Source organism: Paenibacillus sp. PvR133 (assembly GCF_017833155.1).
Taxonomy (GTDB): Bacteria; Bacillota; Bacilli; order Paenibacillales; family Paenibacillaceae; genus Paenibacillus; species Paenibacillus polymyxa_B.
The window spans coordinates 1,043,799-1,062,027 of record NZ_JAFIBS010000001.1 but is presented as its reverse complement, the minus strand read 5'-3'; the positions used below and the strand labels follow the sequence as shown (position 1 = coordinate 1,062,027).

The window sequence follows — 18,229 nt, the reverse complement described above, 5'->3', positions numbered from 1 at the left end:
AGAGATCCCCCGTTGGAGGGAATCTCTTTATTCCGTTTGGACTATGCCGATCATGTTTATAATAGACCGTGTAATTTGGAACGCATTTTCATTGATGTGGTAAAGGTAAAAAGGAGATGAACGTTTTGACGAATTCGTTGTTTACACCGTATACACTGAAAGATTTGGAATTAAAGAATCGTGTGGTGATGCCCCCGATGTGCCAATACTCGGTGACAGCCAAGGACGGGATTCCGAATGATTGGCATCATGTTCATTACCTGAGTCGGGCTATTGGAGGTACGGGCCTGATTATTATAGAAATGACAGACGTGGAACCAGATGGACGGATTACAGATTATGATCTGGGTCTTTGGTCAGACGAGCATGTCCCAGCTTATAAGAAGCTGGTTGATGGCATTCATGCGCACGGGTCCAAGGTAGGCATCCAGATTGCTCACGCGGGCCGTAAAGCTGAGGATGCAGCTGAGCCAGTTGCTCCTTCGGCCATTGCATACCCGGATGCGAATTATAAACAGCCACGCGCGCTTACCACGGAGGAAGTCCGTGGCATGGTGCAGAAATTTGCAGACGCTACCCGGCGTGCGGTTCAAGCGGGCGTGGATACGATTGAACTTCACGGGGCACATGGTTACTTGATTCACCAATTCCATTCGCCAGTTACAAACAAGCGGGACGACGAGTACGGTAAGGATTTATCCCGTTTCGGTGTTGAAGTCATTCAGGCTGTACGCAAGGAAATGCCTGCGGGTATGCCGTTAATCTTACGCATCAGCGCGGTGGAATACGTAGATGGTGGGTACGATGTGGATCATGCCATTGAGCTGAGCCGTGCATATCAGGCGGCAGGCGTAGACGTGATCCATGTTAGCTCGGGCGGGGAAGGCCCTGCTGGCGTCAGAAAGCCGGGCAACTATCCGGGCTATCAAGTGCCGTTCGCACGCCAAATTCGCGAGGCACTGAACATCCCGGTGATCGCTGTCGGCGCACTGGATGACCCAGCCTTGGCGCAGTTTGTTATCGGCAACGAGGATGCCGATCTGGTCGCTGTGGGACGCGGATTGCTGCGCGATCCATATTGGGCGATTCATGCAGCAGTGACGCTGCGCGGCGAGGAGCCTTCCATACCTGAACAATATCAACGTGGCTACTGAGGCCTAAGTAATCCCACGTTGTTTATATATAAACAAGGCACCTGCAACGAAGTGTATGCTTCGTCAGGTGCCTGTTTTGTTTTATGGACAGATGGTACAGTGTAAGCAATCTTACACGTGGTAGTGGTTATATTTTGTATATCATTTAGAGAAATAAGTAGAATGTGTAAGCAGTAAATGACGATGAGTGCCCGTATGAGGTTGATTGAATGAAGTTGTAGATGTTGTCGCCGAAGGACGGATTTACGTGCTATAATTCCAGTAACAACAGAATGGCTTAGGTGGGCGGTCGGCTAAGTCTCCCGGAAGGGAGGTGATGCCTGTGGAGGTTAAAGATGCTCTGACATTAATGATGATGTTCGGCACGCTATTAGTAGCGTTGATCGGATTAATCGTTACGATTGTTATTGCGTTGAACCAAAACAAAAAGAAATAGACCGCCCTGGACAAGGGAAAACGGTCTATTTCTAATAGAGCTAGCCCTGTTCAGCCGACCGCTCTTCAAAGCGGCTGTTGCCAAGAGTAGGGATGTTACCAGCATCCTTGCTCTTTTTTAGTATATCCTTCTATCATTTATTTTAGCACAATTGGATAATCGATGTAACTCATTTGGTGAAAACTTTAACTTCCTTTGGAGCGAGGGTCACGGTGATCGAACCGTTGTTAATCTGAATGGAGTCGTTGCTTAATTGGTTGGTCAGGCGAGTGCCGTTGGACAGATTGTCGAAGTTGCCAATCGTGCGGGTTTGACTGCTCCAGGAGTTGTTGATAAGTACGATGGCCTCGTCTCCATTTTTAGAGCGCTGGAAGCTGTAAAAGGAGTCGTCTACCCACTTTTCCTTTTGGCTCCCGTTTTGCAGGGCAGGGTGGCTGTTGCGCACACGGTTCAGCTTAGCGATGTACTGATACAGATCATGATTGGCGTTAAACACAACGTTTTCCCGGTTGGCAGGATCATCTCCGCCACTAAAGCCTTGCTCGGTGCCTTGATAGATGATAGGAATCCCGCGTGAGGTCAAAGTAAAGCCCAAGGCGGCCTTGAGCTGAGGCCATTTGTCATAGTTAGCACCCGGCTTGCCAGAGGCGTCATTCAGGAAACGTTTTACATCATGATTGTCGATAAATACGCCGTTGGTCTGGGCATCGCGATAGTGACGATCATCTGAGTAACGTTCCTTGATTTTCCTCATAGATTGATCGTGTCCAAACACATCCTTGATTGTATAATACATCGGAAAATCCAGTGCGGCATCGAGATACCGGGTGTAATCACCCACATAAGCAGGATCGCCACTGTAAATTTCACCGAGAGTGAAGGTATTGGCGGCCTGGTCAAAATCCTTCAAAAACCCTTTGGGTACATGCTTCACAGTGTCCACCCGCAGTCCGTCTACCCCCGACTCGTTCAGCAGCCATTTGATCCAGTTTTTGAGTTCATTCGCTGTATCTGGGTTGTCCTGATTCAGGTCGTCCAATCCGGCAACGTCACCGTTTTCGATTTTCCACTGATTGTTTGAGTTGTAGTCTGCTCCTGTGATGTCGCCATTGTGATGATACCAGTCCGCTTTGTCAAAAGGAGCCTTGGCGATGCCGTTCCCAGGTTGAAAATCGCCAGTGTGATTGGGAACTACGTCCAGCATCACAGCGATATTTTTGTCGTGTGCCTTACCAACCAGCTCTTTGAACTTGTCCATGGTACCAAGATGCCCGTCTACCGCATAAAAATCATACGTATGATAGCCGTGGTAAGCGTATTCGCTCTTTTGCATCGTTACCGGAGTAATCCAGATGGCGGTAAACCCCATATTTTTAATGTAGTCGAGTTGGTTAATAATCCCTTGAAAATCGCCACCATGCCACTTGCGCTGATCGTTGTTGTTGGAATTGAAGCCACCGTAATTATCGTTGGATGGATCTCCGTTGCTAAATCGGTCTGTCATGATAAAATAAATGCTCTGTTTGCTCCAGTCTGTGTTGAGGGGAGTGGGCTTGGAGAGGGTACCCAGATCTATAGGAGTGAAGGCGCCCGAAGGCGCCCCCGTTTGAATAGTTACTTCAACTCCGTTAGGGTTGGGTACGTACGTAGAAGTGCCTACGTTTAAGGATGCACCCGAAAGTTCCACTGTTTGGATAGGTCCTGCAACTTCGTTAAGGTTGGTTGTGTAGGTGGAAGTCCCTACGCTGAGGATGCTCCCCGAAGGTGCCCCCGTTCGGATAGTTCCTGCGGCTCCGTTAGAGCCGGGCGTGTAGGTAGAAGTTCCTGCGCTGAAAAGGTAGTTCTTCGTGTTATTGCTGTCCCAGCTGTTATTGCCGTCATTAAAAGCGGCTTCCAGTTGGGAGGCAGACCCGATATCGACGGTAATTTTAGCATAGCCGCTAATCTCGGCATCCTGCATTTTCACACCGGGTACGGCAGTCCAGTTTCCGCCAGCCGGGCGGTAGTGAATGTAAGGCGAGTTAAAGCCTTTTTTGTAGTATACCGTTACCTTGTTAGTTGTACCGCCGCCATCCCCGGGAACCGTGCCCGATGGAGCGCCTGATGTGATCGTTCCCGCATTGCCGCTGTTACCGGGCGTGTAAGTAGAAGTGCCCGTGCTGAAGGAGTAGTTTTTGGTGTTGTTGCTGTCCCAGTTGTTATTACCGTCATTAAAAGCAGCTTCCAATTGGGAGGCAGACCCGATATCGACGGTAATTTTGGCATAGCCGCTAATCTCGGCATCCTGCATTTTCACACCAGGCGCAGCAGTCCAGCTTCCCCCAGCCGGACGGTAGTGAATGTAAGGTGAGTTGAAGCCTTTTTTGTAGTATATAGTTACTTTGTTGCCTGTACCGCCACCGTTATCGCCGGGCTTGGCCTTGTTTACAATATACTGTTTGAATCCACTCATCTCACCGGTTGGTGAGCCGTCGTTGTTGACGAGATTGTTGAGGCGTAAAAGTGTAAAGCCGTGATAACCGAACTTTGTGATTTTTTCTTCGATTTTTTGAAAGCCGCTACCGCCAGTCGGGAGTGCATTCTCACCATTTAGGCGAACACCCTTGGCATTAGCGATCGAGGAGACAGTATCTACTAATGTGGACGGCAAGGAATAATTCGGTGCTGTACCACTGTCGTTCATCTCCAGAGCAGTAAAGGTCAAATCCAGATCCGCATCTTTGAACTTCTCGATGAGACGGTTGTAATCATAATATCCACCTGCTTGCTCTGTGCTGTGAGGCATGGCAGGATTGTTCATCTGCCAGTGCAGACCGGAAATCTTGGCTCCGATACGGACACCGAACACGGAATCGAAGTTTTTGTGTGCAGCAGCTCCGATGACGCCCAGATGCTTCTCAAGCACGCTTTGGTACCACGACAGAAAATCCTTCCCATACGTGGAAGTATACCCGCCGTTCGTGTAAAATCCGTCCCCGTCAGTCGGCGGATTGATTTGGCCAAGGCTGCTCAGCTTGGTACCCCAGGCTGCATTAATCTTGTCCATTGATCCATACTTTTCATTCATGGCCGTGCGGAACGCATTTTTGGCTGTTTCAGTGTAGGCTTGGAATTTGCCCCGTGCAGGATAACTCCATCCCGCTGCCGGATAGTATGAAGGATATCGCAATTCTCCAGAGGGCCCACCGCTTAAATAAATTTTGGGAATGATGCTTTTGTAGCTAGCAAAGGTTTGAGCAAATGAGGCATACAGCTCGTCATATTGTTTACCAGTCCCGCTCCATAATGGAGAGAGGGCTTCGTTATTGGCAAAACCGCTTTCGTCCTTGAACTGCATTTCATCTGCACTGCCCTTGCTAGACAGCCAGTTTGGTAGCGGGATGTTGCAATCATCCCCCACATTTCCCCCACACTTATGCGTAGAGATAATAGGAACCCACTTCAATCCCACTTCTTTTACGGCATCTGCATAGGTCTTGTAGTAGCTCCAATCGAACTGGTTATCTCCTGCGCTCTCCACATGGCCCCACCAGACGTCGGTGGTAATGGCATACACACCGTTACTTTTCAGCGTTTGCAGTTGCTTTTTGAATGCACCCCAGTCACTGATTTTCGCCAGCGGCCCCATGACAGAAGCCTGAAAATCATCAGCAACCGCTGCGCTTGCCGTATTGGAGGGTGAGCCAATAAAGGCGGTCAGAGATAGCACAATGCTTAATAGCATCAGGCACCCTTTTTTCCATAGACTTCGATACAAGGTCAAACCGATCATCCTCCCCAAAGCATAGTCTAATTCGACAACATTTTGTAAACGTCTACAAAAATAGTATAAAGCAAGCGGTTGCATAAAAAGAAGAATTTATTGCACACTCAGGGTGGACAAATATGACATTTTACGTAAGCAACCGTGTGCTTAAAAGTTTCCAGACAAAAAAATAAGGCATAGGTCTGAGTAAGACGCATGCCTTTTAGTGATGTGCGAGCCAATGCCAGTATAGGAGAAAGTGAACCTAAGCGTATAAAAGCCTTGTTCCAGTCTGTATGAAAGTATTGCCGAGGCAGCTTGTTTAATAGTTGCTTACTTAATAAATAGGACGATCCTTCTGGTCGGCAATGCCGCTTTTACGGTAGAAATACGTATTGATCCGATCCCGCCATTCTTTGGCATGCTCTGCCTGATGCTCCAGCCGCTCCAACACCTGTTCATACATGGCAGCATTCAGTTGCCCTCGTAGACTAACCCATGTGTCTCGGAGATGGGCCGCACGTTCTGCACCTTCAAAATGGGTATCATAAATGTGCTGTATGACGGTTTGGCCGGAGTGGAGCAAGTGTGTATAAGGAACATGGTGAAAGAATAAGAGCAGCTCATCCGGGCAGGTGTCCGTAGATTCGTAGATATCAGTATTGGGAGAAAAATATTGTCCTGCATAGCCCGTTCCGGTTGCGGTCGTGCGATCTACCCCGATCCCCCAGCAATCAGCAAAATGGTAGGTGCCCCACATGGAATATTCGTACCCGTCTACATCCGGCCCATAGTGGTGATCGGGACTGACCATCCAGCCGACCCCGAGAGGGGCGGTGTAGGATTCGTAGACATTCCATGAATCGAGCAGCATCTGCTTAAGGGTAGAAATTAAATCTGTGCCGCCGTCGCTATTCCCTTGTCTGCCAAACGTCAGCCGAACCCACTCATCAGCGATTTCGTCTGCGGACAGCTCCGGGTCCCATGCCAGCCGACCATAGCCATAAAGATTGGACTGAGCGAGCAAATGTCCGGTCCAATTGGTGTCTGCACCAATATTGGATACAGCGGCTATTCCATAGTTGGTATGCTTGGGAGAATGCAGAGCGCCACTCACGATACGCTTGATGGTGGAGCCTTTTCCTTGGGCGTAGGTGTCAAAATCCAATACTTCCTTCCATTGGGGAACAAGGTAACATAGATGTTTCTGTTGCCCGGTGTACTCTTGCGCAATTTGAAATTCCAGCAGTATCTGAGTGGATTCCAGCGCACCGAACAGGGGGGAGACAGGCTCCCGTACCTGAAAATCCATGGGACCATTTTTGATCTGTAAAATGACATTTTCCCGAAATAATCCATCCAGCGGTTTAAAATGGTCAAAGGCTGCGCAGGCCCGATCCGTCTTGCGATCGCGCCAGTCCTGCTTGCAGTTGTAGACAAAGCAGCGCCAAATCACACGTCCGCCATAGGGCTGCAACGCATCTGCCAGCATATTGGCTCCATCGGCGTGATGGCGCCCGTAGCTGAACGGTCCGGGCCGATTTTCGGAATCGGCTTTGACCACAAAACCACCCAGATCAGGAACGACGGCGTAAACTTCCTGGGCTTTGGTCTGCCACCATTCAGCTACAGCTGGTTCCAAGGGATCGGCGGTGGTTAACCCACCGAGCTGAATAGGACTGGCATAGTTAATGCTCAAGTAGATCTGTATACCATAGGCGCGAAATACCGCAGCTACTTTAGCCACATCCGGTAGGAATTTATCTGTAATCAGCTCGGTCTCTACCTGATGGACATTCACGTTGTTAATGGATAGTGCTTGAATGCCTACAGAAGCGAGTAGACGGGCATAGTCTCGCAGGCGCTCCATATTTGTAGTAAAGGCATTATTATCGTAGAAAATAGAGCCACCCGCATACCCGCGTTCAATACTACCATCCATGTTATCCCAGTGATTGATCATGCGGATGGGATTAGCAGGGTTGGATAATTGGTCTAGAATGGGGACGTGCACTGATTCGGTGGTGGGCTTCAACTTCCCGTCTAGTCCTCCCTGCAGGTAGCGCAGCAGATGAAAGACTCCGTACAATACGCCTTTGGAGGTCTGCCCCGCGATTGTAACGTACTGTCCCTTGATATCATCGTTACCGTGCGAAGCTGAATATGCCGGATCTGGCATCTCTATCCCGCGAATTCGGTAGCCTTCTGCGCTCACTTCTGCCTGTTCTTTTGCGCTGAATCGTTCTGCGACCAAAGGATGCTCTGGGAACGTACCCAGCGCAATGAATGGCGTATTCACAGGAACGGCGCTGATCTTCGGCTGCTGTCCAAACATAGAGGTCAATCCGTGCTGAAGCTCACTCGCAGCCGATTGAAGCACTTCATCTGTCCCATGGACCACGATGACCCTGCACCAAGCGGGCAGCTTTTCTACCTTACTATTGCGGCTGTAATGCAGCCAAGCCGCATAGCCGCTCTCTTTTGGCATATCCATCAGCTTGCTCATATTGGAACCTCCTTTTGGGCAGGTGAAGATGATCCTCAGACATGCTGTTCCTGATCCTGACTCATATGCTGAGGGAGAGTCAGACGGTTGCCCTTGCCTTCATACAGCCACAAAATAGCGGTAACTCCGCGCGGATAATATTTACTGCCGTGAGCAATACCGGAGAGTATCTGATCGCTCCAGCACCAATAGGATTCATCAGGGTGAAGGAGCCATGAGGCATGAGCAGCGTCTGCGGCCTGCCCAGCTTCTTCCCAAGGCAGCTCCAGCAACTCGCGGGCAATAAACTGTGACAGATAGATTTTGCTCAGCCAGGAGTTGTTACTGGTCGAGGACAGCTTCCAGCCTCCGTCTTCAAATAGACAAACTCCCGGTACCAGTACAGTTTCCAAATGACGCCGCAGTGCTTGGATATATCCACCGAACCGTCCATCAGGCTTAAGCGCAGCCTCACACCCTGTAAAGTAAGGGAAGATCAGCCCCTCAATGGCAGGAATAATCTGCGAGTCATTGCCCTCCTTAATAACTGCAGGAATATAGCCCTTGTCTGTCATATGTGCTGTAATCGCTGCTGCGCATTTGTCCGCCTGTAAGCCAGCCTCCTGTGAGAGGGAGTTAAGCCCTTTTGAGGCAAATATCTTTTCCAGTGCAACATATACCGCCCAGCATTTGCTGCCTAAATAAATGTTGTTGCGGGACTGACCCAGAGATACGTCCAGACTGTCGTAGGTCGTAATTTCCGCGCCTCCCCGGGTTCTAGAGCTGTCCAAGCCCATCAAGCCGTTTCGTTGTGCCGGGTCGGGGTGATCCCGCCGCAGCATGCTTTCGAAACAGTCACACAAGACAGGCAGCATACGTGTTGTAAATGACTGATCCTGTGTCTGCTCGATATATACCGTGGCGCAGCAAAGCCAGTTCACCAGTTCCTCATGGCTCATGTAAGAGAAGCAGTCGTCAATCCCAGCCAGCTCATAACAGGAGTACCCCTGCCGGGAGAACACGTTTGCCACGCCCATATCATGCGTAAACGTGATACCACCGGTATAGGTCTGTTCCTCTCCCGGAAAGCGTACCTCATCCCGATAGCTGTACCTTTGGACAAACCACTCCAGCTCGTTGCGTACCGTCCATGGATTTAAAATCAATTCATAGTAGAGCTGATCTGCCGTCAAATCGAGTGTATTCATCATCCGATACTCGCCTTCGTTCACAACCCAGATCGGTTCTCCATCCGCTTGGTGACTAAGCAGTTGGGTGCTGCCATAGTAGCTGTGGATCGCCTGAGCGAGCATAAATTCCTGGTCCGGGCTCAAGTCGGCCGACTCCATCCAGCGATTAGCCTGAACACAGGCTGCGGTCAGGTTTGAAAAATGCTTCAACGCATAGCTTCCCACGTCTTCAATATCCTTGAACAGCTGGGTATAGTAATACGACGCTTCAATGCCTGTTGTCACAATGCCGCCTCGATAGAAGCATATGGCGAAAGCATATGTGCGCTTCTCACCTGCGGGAACGTCCATCAGAAGCGCACCCGTCGCGCCCAGGCCAAAGGATAAATTCTCGGACATGGTCTCCCCAAGCAGCTTTTCCATTGCAAATCCGCTGGCAGGTACTGCTTCGCTGCTGTTGGTCACAATGGCTGTGCTGCGCCCTTGGCCGATGCCTGTGAGTCTTCCCTCCAATGGGGTAGAATCCGTAGCGTCCCTGCGCGGATCTTCTCCAATAATGCGTATGCCGCTATACGGATCACTGCCCTGATAGCCGAAAAAAGCTTTTCGTGCTGCAGTTCCTTGCGTGTTATCGACAGTTAGCTCAGCGAATACCGCCGGAACCAACGCTGCTCGCAGCTCATCCATACCCGCGGTTCCCGGCTCGGGCACCGGGCGAACAGGAGAGTACAGCCGGAACGTCAAATCACCAGCCTGCCATGTATCCGTTCCTGCTTTTAGCTCACGGGTAATGTCTGAATCGGCAAAGGCCATAAGCTGTGGTTCCGTTCGTTTACCCTTTTTCTCCACGTCGTAGCGGGCACTTTCATCCTGTGTGGATGCAAAAAAGGGAAGCGCCTCGTATGATCCGCCATCTCTGGATTGCAGCCCAATATATACATTTTCATCGGCAGGCTTGCCCAGCTCCAAACCGATTCCGCCGTGATTGCCCTTAAACCCAAGCGTAAAGCTGGAAAAAGAACCGATAGGTGCATGCTGCGTGTTATAAAATATATTTTTCGACATATAATGAAACCCCTTTCATAGTAAGGTTTAACTTTGACTAACTTTACTTAGAGCCTAGCATGTCATGTGGTGGGGAACCATTGTCAAATCGCTCAACTATTTATCCAAATCCCGCTGAAAGCGATATACTGGAGTATATCCATGCAAGTAAGCCAGGAGGGAAAACATGTCGACATCACGTTTACCGAAGCGCCCCCATCATCCAGACCTTACAGTTGCCAGAGAGGAATTCTTTTTTCCCGATGTGCGAACCACAGTCAATTTGTTTGCTATTCATACACGAAGTGTCGGAAGAGAGTGGAGCTATCCGCTACACGAGCATCCTCAATATGAGATTAACATCGTGCTTGCGGGAGAACAGATCATGGTTGTAGATGGTCGCAGCTATACCCAGCGACAGGGTGATCTGGTGCTGCTGCGACCGGGGATTGTCCACTCCAGTCATAGTAACGGAGAGGGATTTACGTATTTTTGTATGCATTTCGATATTGATGATAAGCTGTTTCTCTCGCTCCTGAGTCGTCTGGAGCAGGTGCTGTTTCCAGCTGAAGGAACAGTGGCAGGGCAGATGGGACCAGCGCTGGGCAAGTTGCTCGATCTTTCAGCGCCGGAAGACATAGGAGTAGGTAGTGATTCGGTGGCAAAGCGAATGCGGATTCAATCTGCTGTGTTTGAACTGTTCGCAACGTTATGGGAGGCTGTATCCAGTGAAGCGGCCCATCTGCCGGGGCGTGGATATGTGCAGGCAGAGCTTGCCCATCAGATTGCCAGTCGTCTTCAGGGCAGAGTGAATCAGCCTTATGGACAGGCCGGCTCGGTGGAAAAGCAGGATGGGATCGAGGGGATTTCATCCGAGCTAGGTATTAGCGTGTCCCATTGTAATCGTGTATTCCGTAGCGTTTTCGGCGTATCTCCCCGTGTATATCTATCCGGGCTTGTGCTGCATGAGGCCAAGTTGCTGTTGGCTGATCCGCAATGGTCGGTGCAACAAATTGCCGATATGCTCGGCTATGGGGATATTGCGCATTTTAGCAGACAATTCAAGCGCTGGTCGGGCCAATCGCCGACATCCTATCGCAAAAGCACGGTGCAGGAAAGCCTATTCGAATAAAAATAAGTATGCCTTTAAAATAGTTATGATATAATCCTCATAAAGGAGCTGAGAATAATATGAATTTACATAATCAACGTGTCGTCGTGATTGGCGGCAGTGCAGGTATAGGGCTGGCAACAGCCATAGAAGCAGCAAAGCAAGGGGCAAGCATTGTGATCGCTGGGCGTTCCGCAGAAAAACTGGAGCAGGCGAAGAAGGTCATCCCTGCCGAATCGGTGGAAACCTTCCAACTGAATAATCAGATAGAGGAAGAGGTTCAAGCGTTTTTTGAAAAAGTTGGAGCATTCGACCATCTGTTTACACCGGGTGCCAGCTACACGCGTGGTCCGATCACGATAGACACGGAAAAGGCAAGAACCCCGTTCGAAGGGAAATTCTGGCCGCAATATTTTGCTGCCAAGCATGCGGTACCGCATATCTCCAAGGACGGCTCGATCGTCCTCATGTCTGGGGCTTTCAGTCAACGACCGATGGGATTTGGTGCTACATATGGAGCGGCTAACGGCGCGATTGAAAGCTTGGGCAAGGCGTTGGCAGTAGAATTGGCCCCCGTACGGGTTAATGTCGTATCCCCCGGCACGATTTGGAGAGACGGCCCTGAGGGTGAGCAGCGGGCGCAGGCTTTTGAGGAATACAAGGAAGTAACCTTGCTCCGTCGAGTGGGGTATAATGAGGAAATCGCACATACTGTGTTGTATCTGATGACGAACAAGTTTACCACCGGAAGCGTGCTGTTCCCGGATGGCGGTTATACGCTGATCTAATTCGCAACGAAGTGTGTGTTTCATTCTGATCCAATCCGACAGGCAGGAATCAATTTTTAAACAAAAACCGGTTCAACACCATACAAAGTGTTGAACCGGTTTTTTATGATAACAGGTTTGCCTCTTGCAACTCTTTAGCTTTGCACATCTAACCCTTTATATTTTCGCAAAATACGTGGATAAATCACTTTAGACCCGATGCATACCATCGCCAGCATGGCGAACAGCAAACCGCTCCACAGCGTCCCATGGATCCCCGCTCTGGCAATAAACCACCCCCCTGCCAGTGAGCCCAGTGAGACCCCTAGGTTAATAAACGAGATATAAAGACTGTTGGCAAACGCGGGAGCTTCTTTGGCCTCATCAATCACCCAAATCTGGGCGACAATCAGTCCGCTGGTATGAACGGCCCCCCACACGATAATGATGAAGAGCGTAGGGATAAATGAAGAACTGATCCCGTACAACAGCAAATAGGTGCCCCCCAAGGCTACTGGATGAAAAAGAGCGGTGCGTACCTTATGCAAGCCCATGAGCTTGCCAGCCAACAGATTGCCGAGCATTCCGCCGATGCCGAAAATAATAAGCAGAAAACTGATAACATTGCTGCTCATCCCTGTATTTTGCCCCAAATATTCGGCAGAATAGCTATACACCGAGAACATGGCTGCAAAAATAAAAGTAGCCGCCCCGATATTGAGCCACAGCGATATTTTACGCAAAATGCCAAGCTGCTTCCGGTAGGAGAACATTTCGGCTTGTGGTGTATCCGGCAGCATAAATAAAATACCGATCCCCGCAATCCCATTCGCTACTGCAGTAAACCAGAAGGAGGCCTCGTATGAAAATTGATTGGCGATATAAGCCGTAATTGGAATACCGAGTACCATTCCCATGCTCGTGCCGAGGAAGGCTTTGGCGGAAGCTTGCGTTGCTTTTTCCGGGGGATACAACGCAGTGGCGGCGACAAAGGCAAGCGAGAAATACACCGGGTGAAACAGAGCCGGAATGATACGTAAAATCACTAGTAGATAAAAGTTGGATGTATAGGCTGACAGCAAGCTTGTTATGGCAAAAACAAACAACGACATTGTCATGATTCGCTTGCGGTTAAACCTAGACATCCATAGCACCATGAAGGGACCGAACAGCGCGATGATCAATGCAAATGAACTGACAAGAAACCCGGCCTGGGCTGCCGTAATATGAAAACGTTCAATGATGACTGGCAAAATGCCAACCACACCGAACTCGATCGTGTATACACCAAATAGGCCAAGCGCAATGAAAAGCAGGGGCTTACTATATTTCATTAGTTTCATTCCTTCTCCACTTCTTCCTGCTTTACGTCCTTGATTTTGCGTGCTAATATTTCATTAAATCATAAAATAATAAGGCAATATTCGGAATAGTACATAATAATAATTGTGTTTTTGTAATATTACCTTGGACTTAAGGAGATGGATTTGATGGATCAAGTGGATCATAAAATTTTGTTGTGTCTACAAAACCAGGCGCGTATCTCCATGACCGAGCTGGGTAAGGAGGTTGGGCTTTCCCAGCCTGCCGTAACGGAAAGAGTGCGGCGCATGGAGGATAAAGGTATTATCGCCGGGTATCGTGCCATAGTTTCACATGAGAAAGTTGGAAAGCCGATCATGGCTCACGTGCTCGTGCATACGAATCAATGCAATTCATTTGTTGAGTTTTGCCAATCTGCACCCGAAGTCATTGAATGCCATAGAATCAGCGGTGAGCAAAATTACTTACTGAAAGTCATGGTTGAGTCTATGCTCAAGCTGGAGCAGTTCGGGGATGAGTGTGGAAAGCACGGGCACTCTACCACGTTAATTGTCCTGTCCTCGCCTGTAGACCATAAACATGTAACCCCCACTTTATTAGACCCTATTTGAGCTACCGTAAATGGCTTGGCAAAGCTCAGTTGTAAACGGACCTGACATCCCTTCGAATGCTGTATTGGTAAAGGCGACCACACTAAGTCTTAGTGTGGGATCAACGAACCACGAATGGCCGTAAGCTCCTCCGAGTCGCCACGTTCCGGGTGATTCTGCTGTTCCACTTTCGTCGGGATTTTGGAGTACGGTGAATCCTAGTCCAAAGCCCCGCCCCGGCCAGCCTGCCAAGGGAAGGTTCCCGGTCTGGATGGTGCCTATTTCACGGACCCATTCCTCTGAAAGTAACGGATTGCCGCCGTTTCGCAGTGTTTCCAGCAGCCGCATGAAATCTTTTGCGCTGCCAATCATACCCGAGCCACCAGAGTGGAAAGCCGTGGAATCAAAGGCTCGTGCAGGCTGAAAACGAAGTCCTGCGGTGCCTTCAAAAACCTGCGCAACCTCAAGCTCGCGCATCCGCCGGGGTTCTGATATATCGTTGACATAAGGAGCCGCAAGCCGTCCAGCATCCGCGACCGTGAAACTGGTGTCGTGCATACCGAGAGGTTCTGTAACGAGCTTTTTAACAGCTGCATCAAGGGTTGTGCCACATACACGGCTAATGATAGCGCCGAGCACATCAGTAGCAATCGAATATCCCCATGCTTTACCCGGTGTATATAACAGAGGCACAGAAGCCAAACGTTGCAAGTTCTCTTCCAGCGTAAGATTTGAAAAATCCATGCCATCTGATACGCCTGCACGATGATAGGGGCCGCCGCCTTCTTCCTCTAAAAAGCCATAGGTCAACCCGGCAGTATGTGTCAGCAATTGGCGTACTGTAATGGAGGGCTGCTCACCACTGATTAATCGGGGGCGAAAATCGGGCAACCAGCGTTCAATAGATTCATCGAGCTTAATCAATCCTTGGGCTGCCAAAACCAAAGCCGCAGTCGATACAATCGGTTTGGATACAGAAGAAAGCCGAAATAAAGCCTCCTCATGCATAGGACGTTGTTCTTCTCGATCAGCCAGCCCCGCCGCTCGGACATACACGGGTGAACCATCCATATATATCATGACGACTGCGCCGACCAGGCGCTTCTCGTTAAGGGTTTGATCTATAACTGCATTTACACGTCCGTCCAGATCAGCTTGTATCGCAAAAACTCTATTATCCAAACTCATAAATATCTCATCCTCTCTATGATCCAGCGGTTATCGCTTGATGGAACTTAGTTTACAGGATGGGAAGGCGACATTACATAAGGTAACAAAGGTGTTCAGTGAGTATTAACGTTAAAATAAAATTATATTAAAAGAATGGCTTTGGATTTAAATGAATGGGGTTTTACAAAAAGTTATACCGCGTTTTACAGTGGCTTTTTAAGTTGAGATACGTTGAAAATAGGTGGTAAAATTTACAACAAAGGGGGTTTTATTTATTGAGGCTTGTATCGCGTAATAAGTTGGCTTGCTTGGTTGTCCTCGGAGGGATTTTGACTGTAATTGCTACAGGTTTTGGAGGGGATAAGGAACCTTATAAACTTCCCGATAAGCCCAAAGAGGCTGCTGTCTCGACATTTTCAGAATATATGAACGCTTCTATGAGTCGGGATTACGATAAGATGCTTTCACTGTCTGATGATTATCGCTTTAAAACAGAACAGGCACGGCTTAACTTTCTAAAAGCTCAGGGAACACCGATTGATTATCGTATCGTGTCTGTGGATGATTCTAACCCTTCCAAGATTGTTGTTTCGTCGATAACGAAGTATGAGGATATGGAGTTACCTTCCATTAAGCATGTTCTTGCTTTTGAGGAAGGAAAGTACAAGCTACAAATGAGAAATGTTGTGATCAATATGATTCCTTCATCTCCTGACTACAGAACGGTCGAGTACGAGCCTGAGAAGGTAGATAATATTTTGGAAGATAATTTCAAGTGATTTTAATTTTTCAATTTTCTAATCAAACGGTCCAAGGCGTATCCAATAAGATACCAGAAAACTAGGGTAGTGAAGTAAACAATGGCTATGGGGATGTCTGCCTCTCGCACAAATCGAAATGATTCATACATCCAAACCAACGGACTAATAATAGCTAATAGTATATTGTAGTCGTCATACCCCGTAATATTTACAGTAATAACTAGACATGAGAGTAGGACCAGCCAAAAACGAAAAGATTTCATTGCCTATACCTCCGCAAGTGTATTTGTTGTTATAGACGAATCAAAAAGCTGAAAGTAGCATTTATTCCAAATTTATTTATTAAAATGTATTAAAAAGAACGATATTTCGATCCTATTTACATGTCACGATTTTTAGCCGTGCGGTATTCGTATGGATTTGAGTGACGCTGGATTCTTTCAGACTTTTCGATTTGTGATATACTCTCGATATATGAATTGGATGGGATGGTGATGGCTGAATGAATCGTACACACGACCTAGGCAAGCTAATCAAACTAACTGGAGATAGAGCAAAACTGGACGCTAAAGCAAATGGCACATATATTGTCTACAAAACGCCGGATGGTCAATTTGTTAAAGAGTACAGTAACGGTCAAGTCGAACGCATTAAAGAACAGGATATTTTATCATGAGTGAGCCGTTTGCTACTATGTTTGTATTCGCAGGAAACAACGGAAGTGGTAAGAGTACAATTCGTAATCTAATCGTTGATAAACTTGGTGTAAGTGTTAATATCGATCCAGATGCGTTAGCGCGAGGGATTGATCGTGAAAACCCTGATCGACACAAAGTATCGGCAGGAAAGGAAGCGATTAAGCTAGCGCGGGATTGTATAAGAAATAAACGAGATTTTACTGTAGAGACGACACTTGCTGGTGGCAATGTGATTCGACAAATGCGAGTGGCAAAAGAAAAGGGCTTTGAAGTTATTATGTTTTATGTGGGCCTTGGTGATTATCGTCTTAATATCGAGCGAGTTGCTGCACGAGTTCGAAATGGGGGTCACCACATTGATACCGCTGATATTATAAGACGGCATCAGACCTCACTGGACAATCTTCTCTTACATCTTAAACTTATCGATCATTTAATTGTCATTGACAACAGCAGCTCAGATGGCGTGATTGTATTGGAATCAGATAGTGAAACGATAAAACACCATGTGGCGTTGTTACCGGATTGGGTTAAAATCATTGATAGTTACTTGCAAAATAAAAATACTGATCAAGAATAAACCGACAACTGTATGATTCAGTGATCGGTTTATTCTATATTTACATCGTATTGTGTCCACAATGTCAATTCGATGTGTATTGCACCTCAAAATGGTACCCGTTAGTAATAGACTGTTATTATTTTTCAACAGACTTTAGCAAGACGATGAACAGCACCCTGATCGTAGCGGCTTCTTCGGATTCTTTTTCTCTACACTTTTTTCACTGGACGTAACACTGCGTAGCCATATCCTTCTGGGAAATGTCGCTGATAATCCTGCTTCGTTTCCTCATCCCATTCATACCCCAGGCTGCTAGGGTCAAAGTTCCAAGCCTTCTCCTCCACCATTCTCATAACGTCTCCATTGTTTTTTAAATAATTAAAGGGCGGGTGAAAAAACACCAGGTAATCTGATTCGGGGATGTCCCGGCAATTCATTCCTGCGGGAATCTCTCCGGCATAGTCAGCGACAACCGGTATTCCATAGAGATAGCCCTTCTGACCATCCTGATAAAACCAGCCCGCAGTTTGACCCAATTGTTCGGGAAGCTTGAGATGAGACATGCTTTCCAATGTTCCGCAAATTTCATCACAATTGTGACCGTTTCTCCAGAAATCGCCGTAGTTTCGAGAAGAAGTATCCCAGATTCCAATAAATTTGTGTGCTGGTATATGCTCGATTTTGACTTCAGCTTCTTGCAAATGATCCTTAACCATCTTATCCCGCTCCTTCAAATGGTAATGATAAGGAGAGAATACCTCAACACGAATGGCTAACGGAATAGGTCGGGGCTCCTTCTGGTATACAGCCGGAGTTACCTCAAACGCTTTTACAAATGCCCGTGTAAAAGCCTCCTGTGAAGAAAACCCATACTTTACTGCAACATCGAGGATGCGGACATTGCTATCCCGGAGTTCCAGTGCAGCACGGCTAATCCGGCGCATCCACACATAATCCCTTAACGTCATTCCTGTAAGAGAATGAAACTGTTTTGTACAGTAGTAAGGGGAGTAGCCTAACTGATTGGACATTCTCAACAACGAAGGTGCTGAAGTAAGATTATTATCAATCCAATCGATCATGAGCTGGACCATTTCGTTCCATTCGTACACGAGGGTTCCCTCCTTTCGACTCCATCTTAACAGCCGGAATACAGGAATATTTGACTTGAGTTGCATGCACTCTTTTGTATT

14 protein-coding genes are annotated in these 18,229 nt (G+C 48.0%); 8 read left to right on the top strand and 6 right to left on the bottom strand.

The window, feature by feature from the left end; all coding sequences use genetic code 11:
• The first annotated feature begins 125 nt into the window (after positions 1 to 125).
• Both JOE49_RS04690 and JOE49_RS26270 read left to right on the top strand, forming a co-directional pair.
• On the top strand, positions 126 to 1,154 hold the full coding sequence (locus JOE49_RS04690) for an NADH:flavin oxidoreductase/NADH oxidase (RefSeq protein WP_209940649.1): 1,029 nt from the start codon (positions 126 to 128) through the stop codon (positions 1,152 to 1,154).
• A 322-nt stretch (positions 1,155 to 1,476) separates the two neighbouring features.
• Entirely contained in the window at positions 1,477 to 1,590 is a 114-nt protein-coding gene (locus JOE49_RS26270; RefSeq protein ID WP_010347020.1) for a putative holin-like toxin, read from the top strand.
• A 169-nt stretch (positions 1,591 to 1,759) separates the two neighbouring features.
• Here JOE49_RS26270 and JOE49_RS04685 read toward each other — a convergent pair whose 3' ends face one another.
• From JOE49_RS04685 to JOE49_RS04675, 3 genes are all read right to left on the bottom strand, one after another.
• On the bottom strand, positions 1,760 to 5,353 hold the full coding sequence (locus JOE49_RS04685) for a family 14 glycosylhydrolase (protein ID WP_160788458.1): 3,594 nt from the start codon (positions 5,351 to 5,353) through the stop codon (positions 1,760 to 1,762).
• Positions 5,354 to 5,672: 319 nt separating this feature from the next.
• Positions 5,673 to 7,841 (bottom strand): alpha-glucuronidase family glycosyl hydrolase, encoded by a 2,169-nt coding sequence (locus JOE49_RS04680; RefSeq protein ID WP_209940648.1) that lies wholly within the window; start codon positions 7,839 to 7,841, stop codon positions 5,673 to 5,675.
• A gap of 35 nt (positions 7,842 to 7,876) precedes the next feature.
• The gene (locus tag JOE49_RS04675; protein WP_209940647.1) at positions 7,877 to 10,075 is read right to left on the bottom strand and encodes a glycoside hydrolase family 52 protein; all 2,199 of its coding nucleotides are present in this window, start codon (positions 10,073 to 10,075) and stop codon (positions 7,877 to 7,879) included.
• 166 nt (positions 10,076 to 10,241) lie between these two features.
• Between JOE49_RS04675 and JOE49_RS04670 the strand changes: the two genes are divergently transcribed.
• Positions 10,242 to 11,186 (top strand): AraC family transcriptional regulator, encoded by a 945-nt coding sequence (locus JOE49_RS04670; RefSeq protein WP_069081058.1) that lies wholly within the window; start codon positions 10,242 to 10,244, stop codon positions 11,184 to 11,186.
• Positions 11,187 to 11,245: 59 nt separating this feature from the next.
• The gene (locus tag JOE49_RS04665) at positions 11,246 to 11,953 is read left to right on the top strand and encodes an SDR family oxidoreductase (RefSeq protein WP_076264557.1); all 708 of its coding nucleotides are present in this window, start codon (positions 11,246 to 11,248) and stop codon (positions 11,951 to 11,953) included.
• A 134-nt stretch (positions 11,954 to 12,087) separates the two neighbouring features.
• Here JOE49_RS04665 and JOE49_RS04660 read toward each other — a convergent pair whose 3' ends face one another.
• The gene (locus JOE49_RS04660) at positions 12,088 to 13,266 is read right to left on the bottom strand and encodes an MFS transporter (RefSeq protein WP_209940646.1); all 1,179 of its coding nucleotides are present in this window, start codon (positions 13,264 to 13,266) and stop codon (positions 12,088 to 12,090) included.
• 156 nt (positions 13,267 to 13,422) lie between these two features.
• Between JOE49_RS04660 and JOE49_RS04655 the strand changes: the two genes are divergently transcribed.
• Complete coding sequence (locus JOE49_RS04655; RefSeq protein WP_028540848.1) at positions 13,423 to 13,866, top strand: Lrp/AsnC family transcriptional regulator; 444 nt, start codon at positions 13,423 to 13,425, stop codon at positions 13,864 to 13,866.
• Here JOE49_RS04655 and JOE49_RS04650 read toward each other — a convergent pair.
• A complete protein-coding gene (locus JOE49_RS04650; protein ID WP_209940645.1) occupies positions 13,852 to 15,033 on the bottom strand; it encodes a serine hydrolase domain-containing protein in 1,182 nt (393 codons plus the stop codon). The genes JOE49_RS04655 and JOE49_RS04650 overlap by 15 nt on opposite strands.
• 257 nt (positions 15,034 to 15,290) lie before the next feature.
• Between JOE49_RS04650 and JOE49_RS04645 the strand changes: the two genes are divergently transcribed.
• From JOE49_RS04645 to JOE49_RS04635, 3 genes are all read left to right on the top strand, one after another.
• Positions 15,291 to 15,794: a hypothetical protein gene (locus JOE49_RS04645; protein WP_023990934.1), complete on the top strand. Its 504-nt coding sequence runs from the start codon at positions 15,291 to 15,293 to the stop codon at positions 15,792 to 15,794.
• Between the two features lie 484 nt (positions 15,795 to 16,278).
• The gene (locus tag JOE49_RS04640) at positions 16,279 to 16,452 is read left to right on the top strand and encodes a hypothetical protein (protein ID WP_023990932.1); all 174 of its coding nucleotides are present in this window, start codon (positions 16,279 to 16,281) and stop codon (positions 16,450 to 16,452) included.
• Positions 16,449 to 17,054 carry an ATPase gene (locus JOE49_RS04635; RefSeq protein WP_028540845.1) on the top strand — a complete coding sequence of 202 codons (606 nt, stop codon included), beginning with the start codon at positions 16,449 to 16,451 and terminating at the stop codon, positions 17,052 to 17,054. The genes JOE49_RS04640 and JOE49_RS04635 overlap by 4 nt, the downstream gene beginning before the upstream one ends.
• A gap of 191 nt (positions 17,055 to 17,245) precedes the next feature.
• On the opposite strand, the gene JOE49_RS04630 is transcribed toward JOE49_RS04635, so the two are convergent.
• Positions 17,246 to 18,148 (bottom strand): helix-turn-helix domain-containing protein, encoded by a 903-nt coding sequence (locus tag JOE49_RS04630; RefSeq protein ID WP_209940644.1) that lies wholly within the window; start codon positions 18,146 to 18,148, stop codon positions 17,246 to 17,248.
• Positions 18,149 to 18,229: the final 81 nt, after the last annotated feature.

Coding starts and splice junctions, on each gene's coding strand:
- JOE49_RS04680 (WP_209940648.1), bottom strand. CDS start 7,841: ATGAGCAAGCTGATGGATATGCCAAAAGAGAGCGGCTATGCGGCTTGG.
- JOE49_RS04675 (WP_209940647.1), bottom strand. CDS start 10,075: ATGTCGAAAAATATATTTTATAACACGCAGCATGCACCTATCGGTTCT.
- JOE49_RS04670 (WP_069081058.1), top strand. CDS start 10,242: ATGTCGACATCACGTTTACCGAAGCGCCCCCATCATCCAGACCTTACA.
- JOE49_RS04665 (WP_076264557.1), top strand. CDS start 11,246: ATGAATTTACATAATCAACGTGTCGTCGTGATTGGCGGCAGTGCAGGT.
- JOE49_RS04660 (WP_209940646.1), bottom strand. CDS start 13,266: ATGAAATATAGTAAGCCCCTGCTTTTCATTGCGCTTGGCCTATTTGGT.
- JOE49_RS04655 (WP_028540848.1), top strand. CDS start 13,423: ATGGATCAAGTGGATCATAAAATTTTGTTGTGTCTACAAAACCAGGCG.
- JOE49_RS04650 (WP_209940645.1), bottom strand. CDS start 15,033: ATGAGTTTGGATAATAGAGTTTTTGCGATACAAGCTGATCTGGACGGA.
- JOE49_RS04640 (WP_023990932.1), top strand. CDS start 16,279: ATGAATCGTACACACGACCTAGGCAAGCTAATCAAACTAACTGGAGAT.
- JOE49_RS04635 (WP_028540845.1), top strand. CDS start 16,449: ATGAGTGAGCCGTTTGCTACTATGTTTGTATTCGCAGGAAACAACGGA.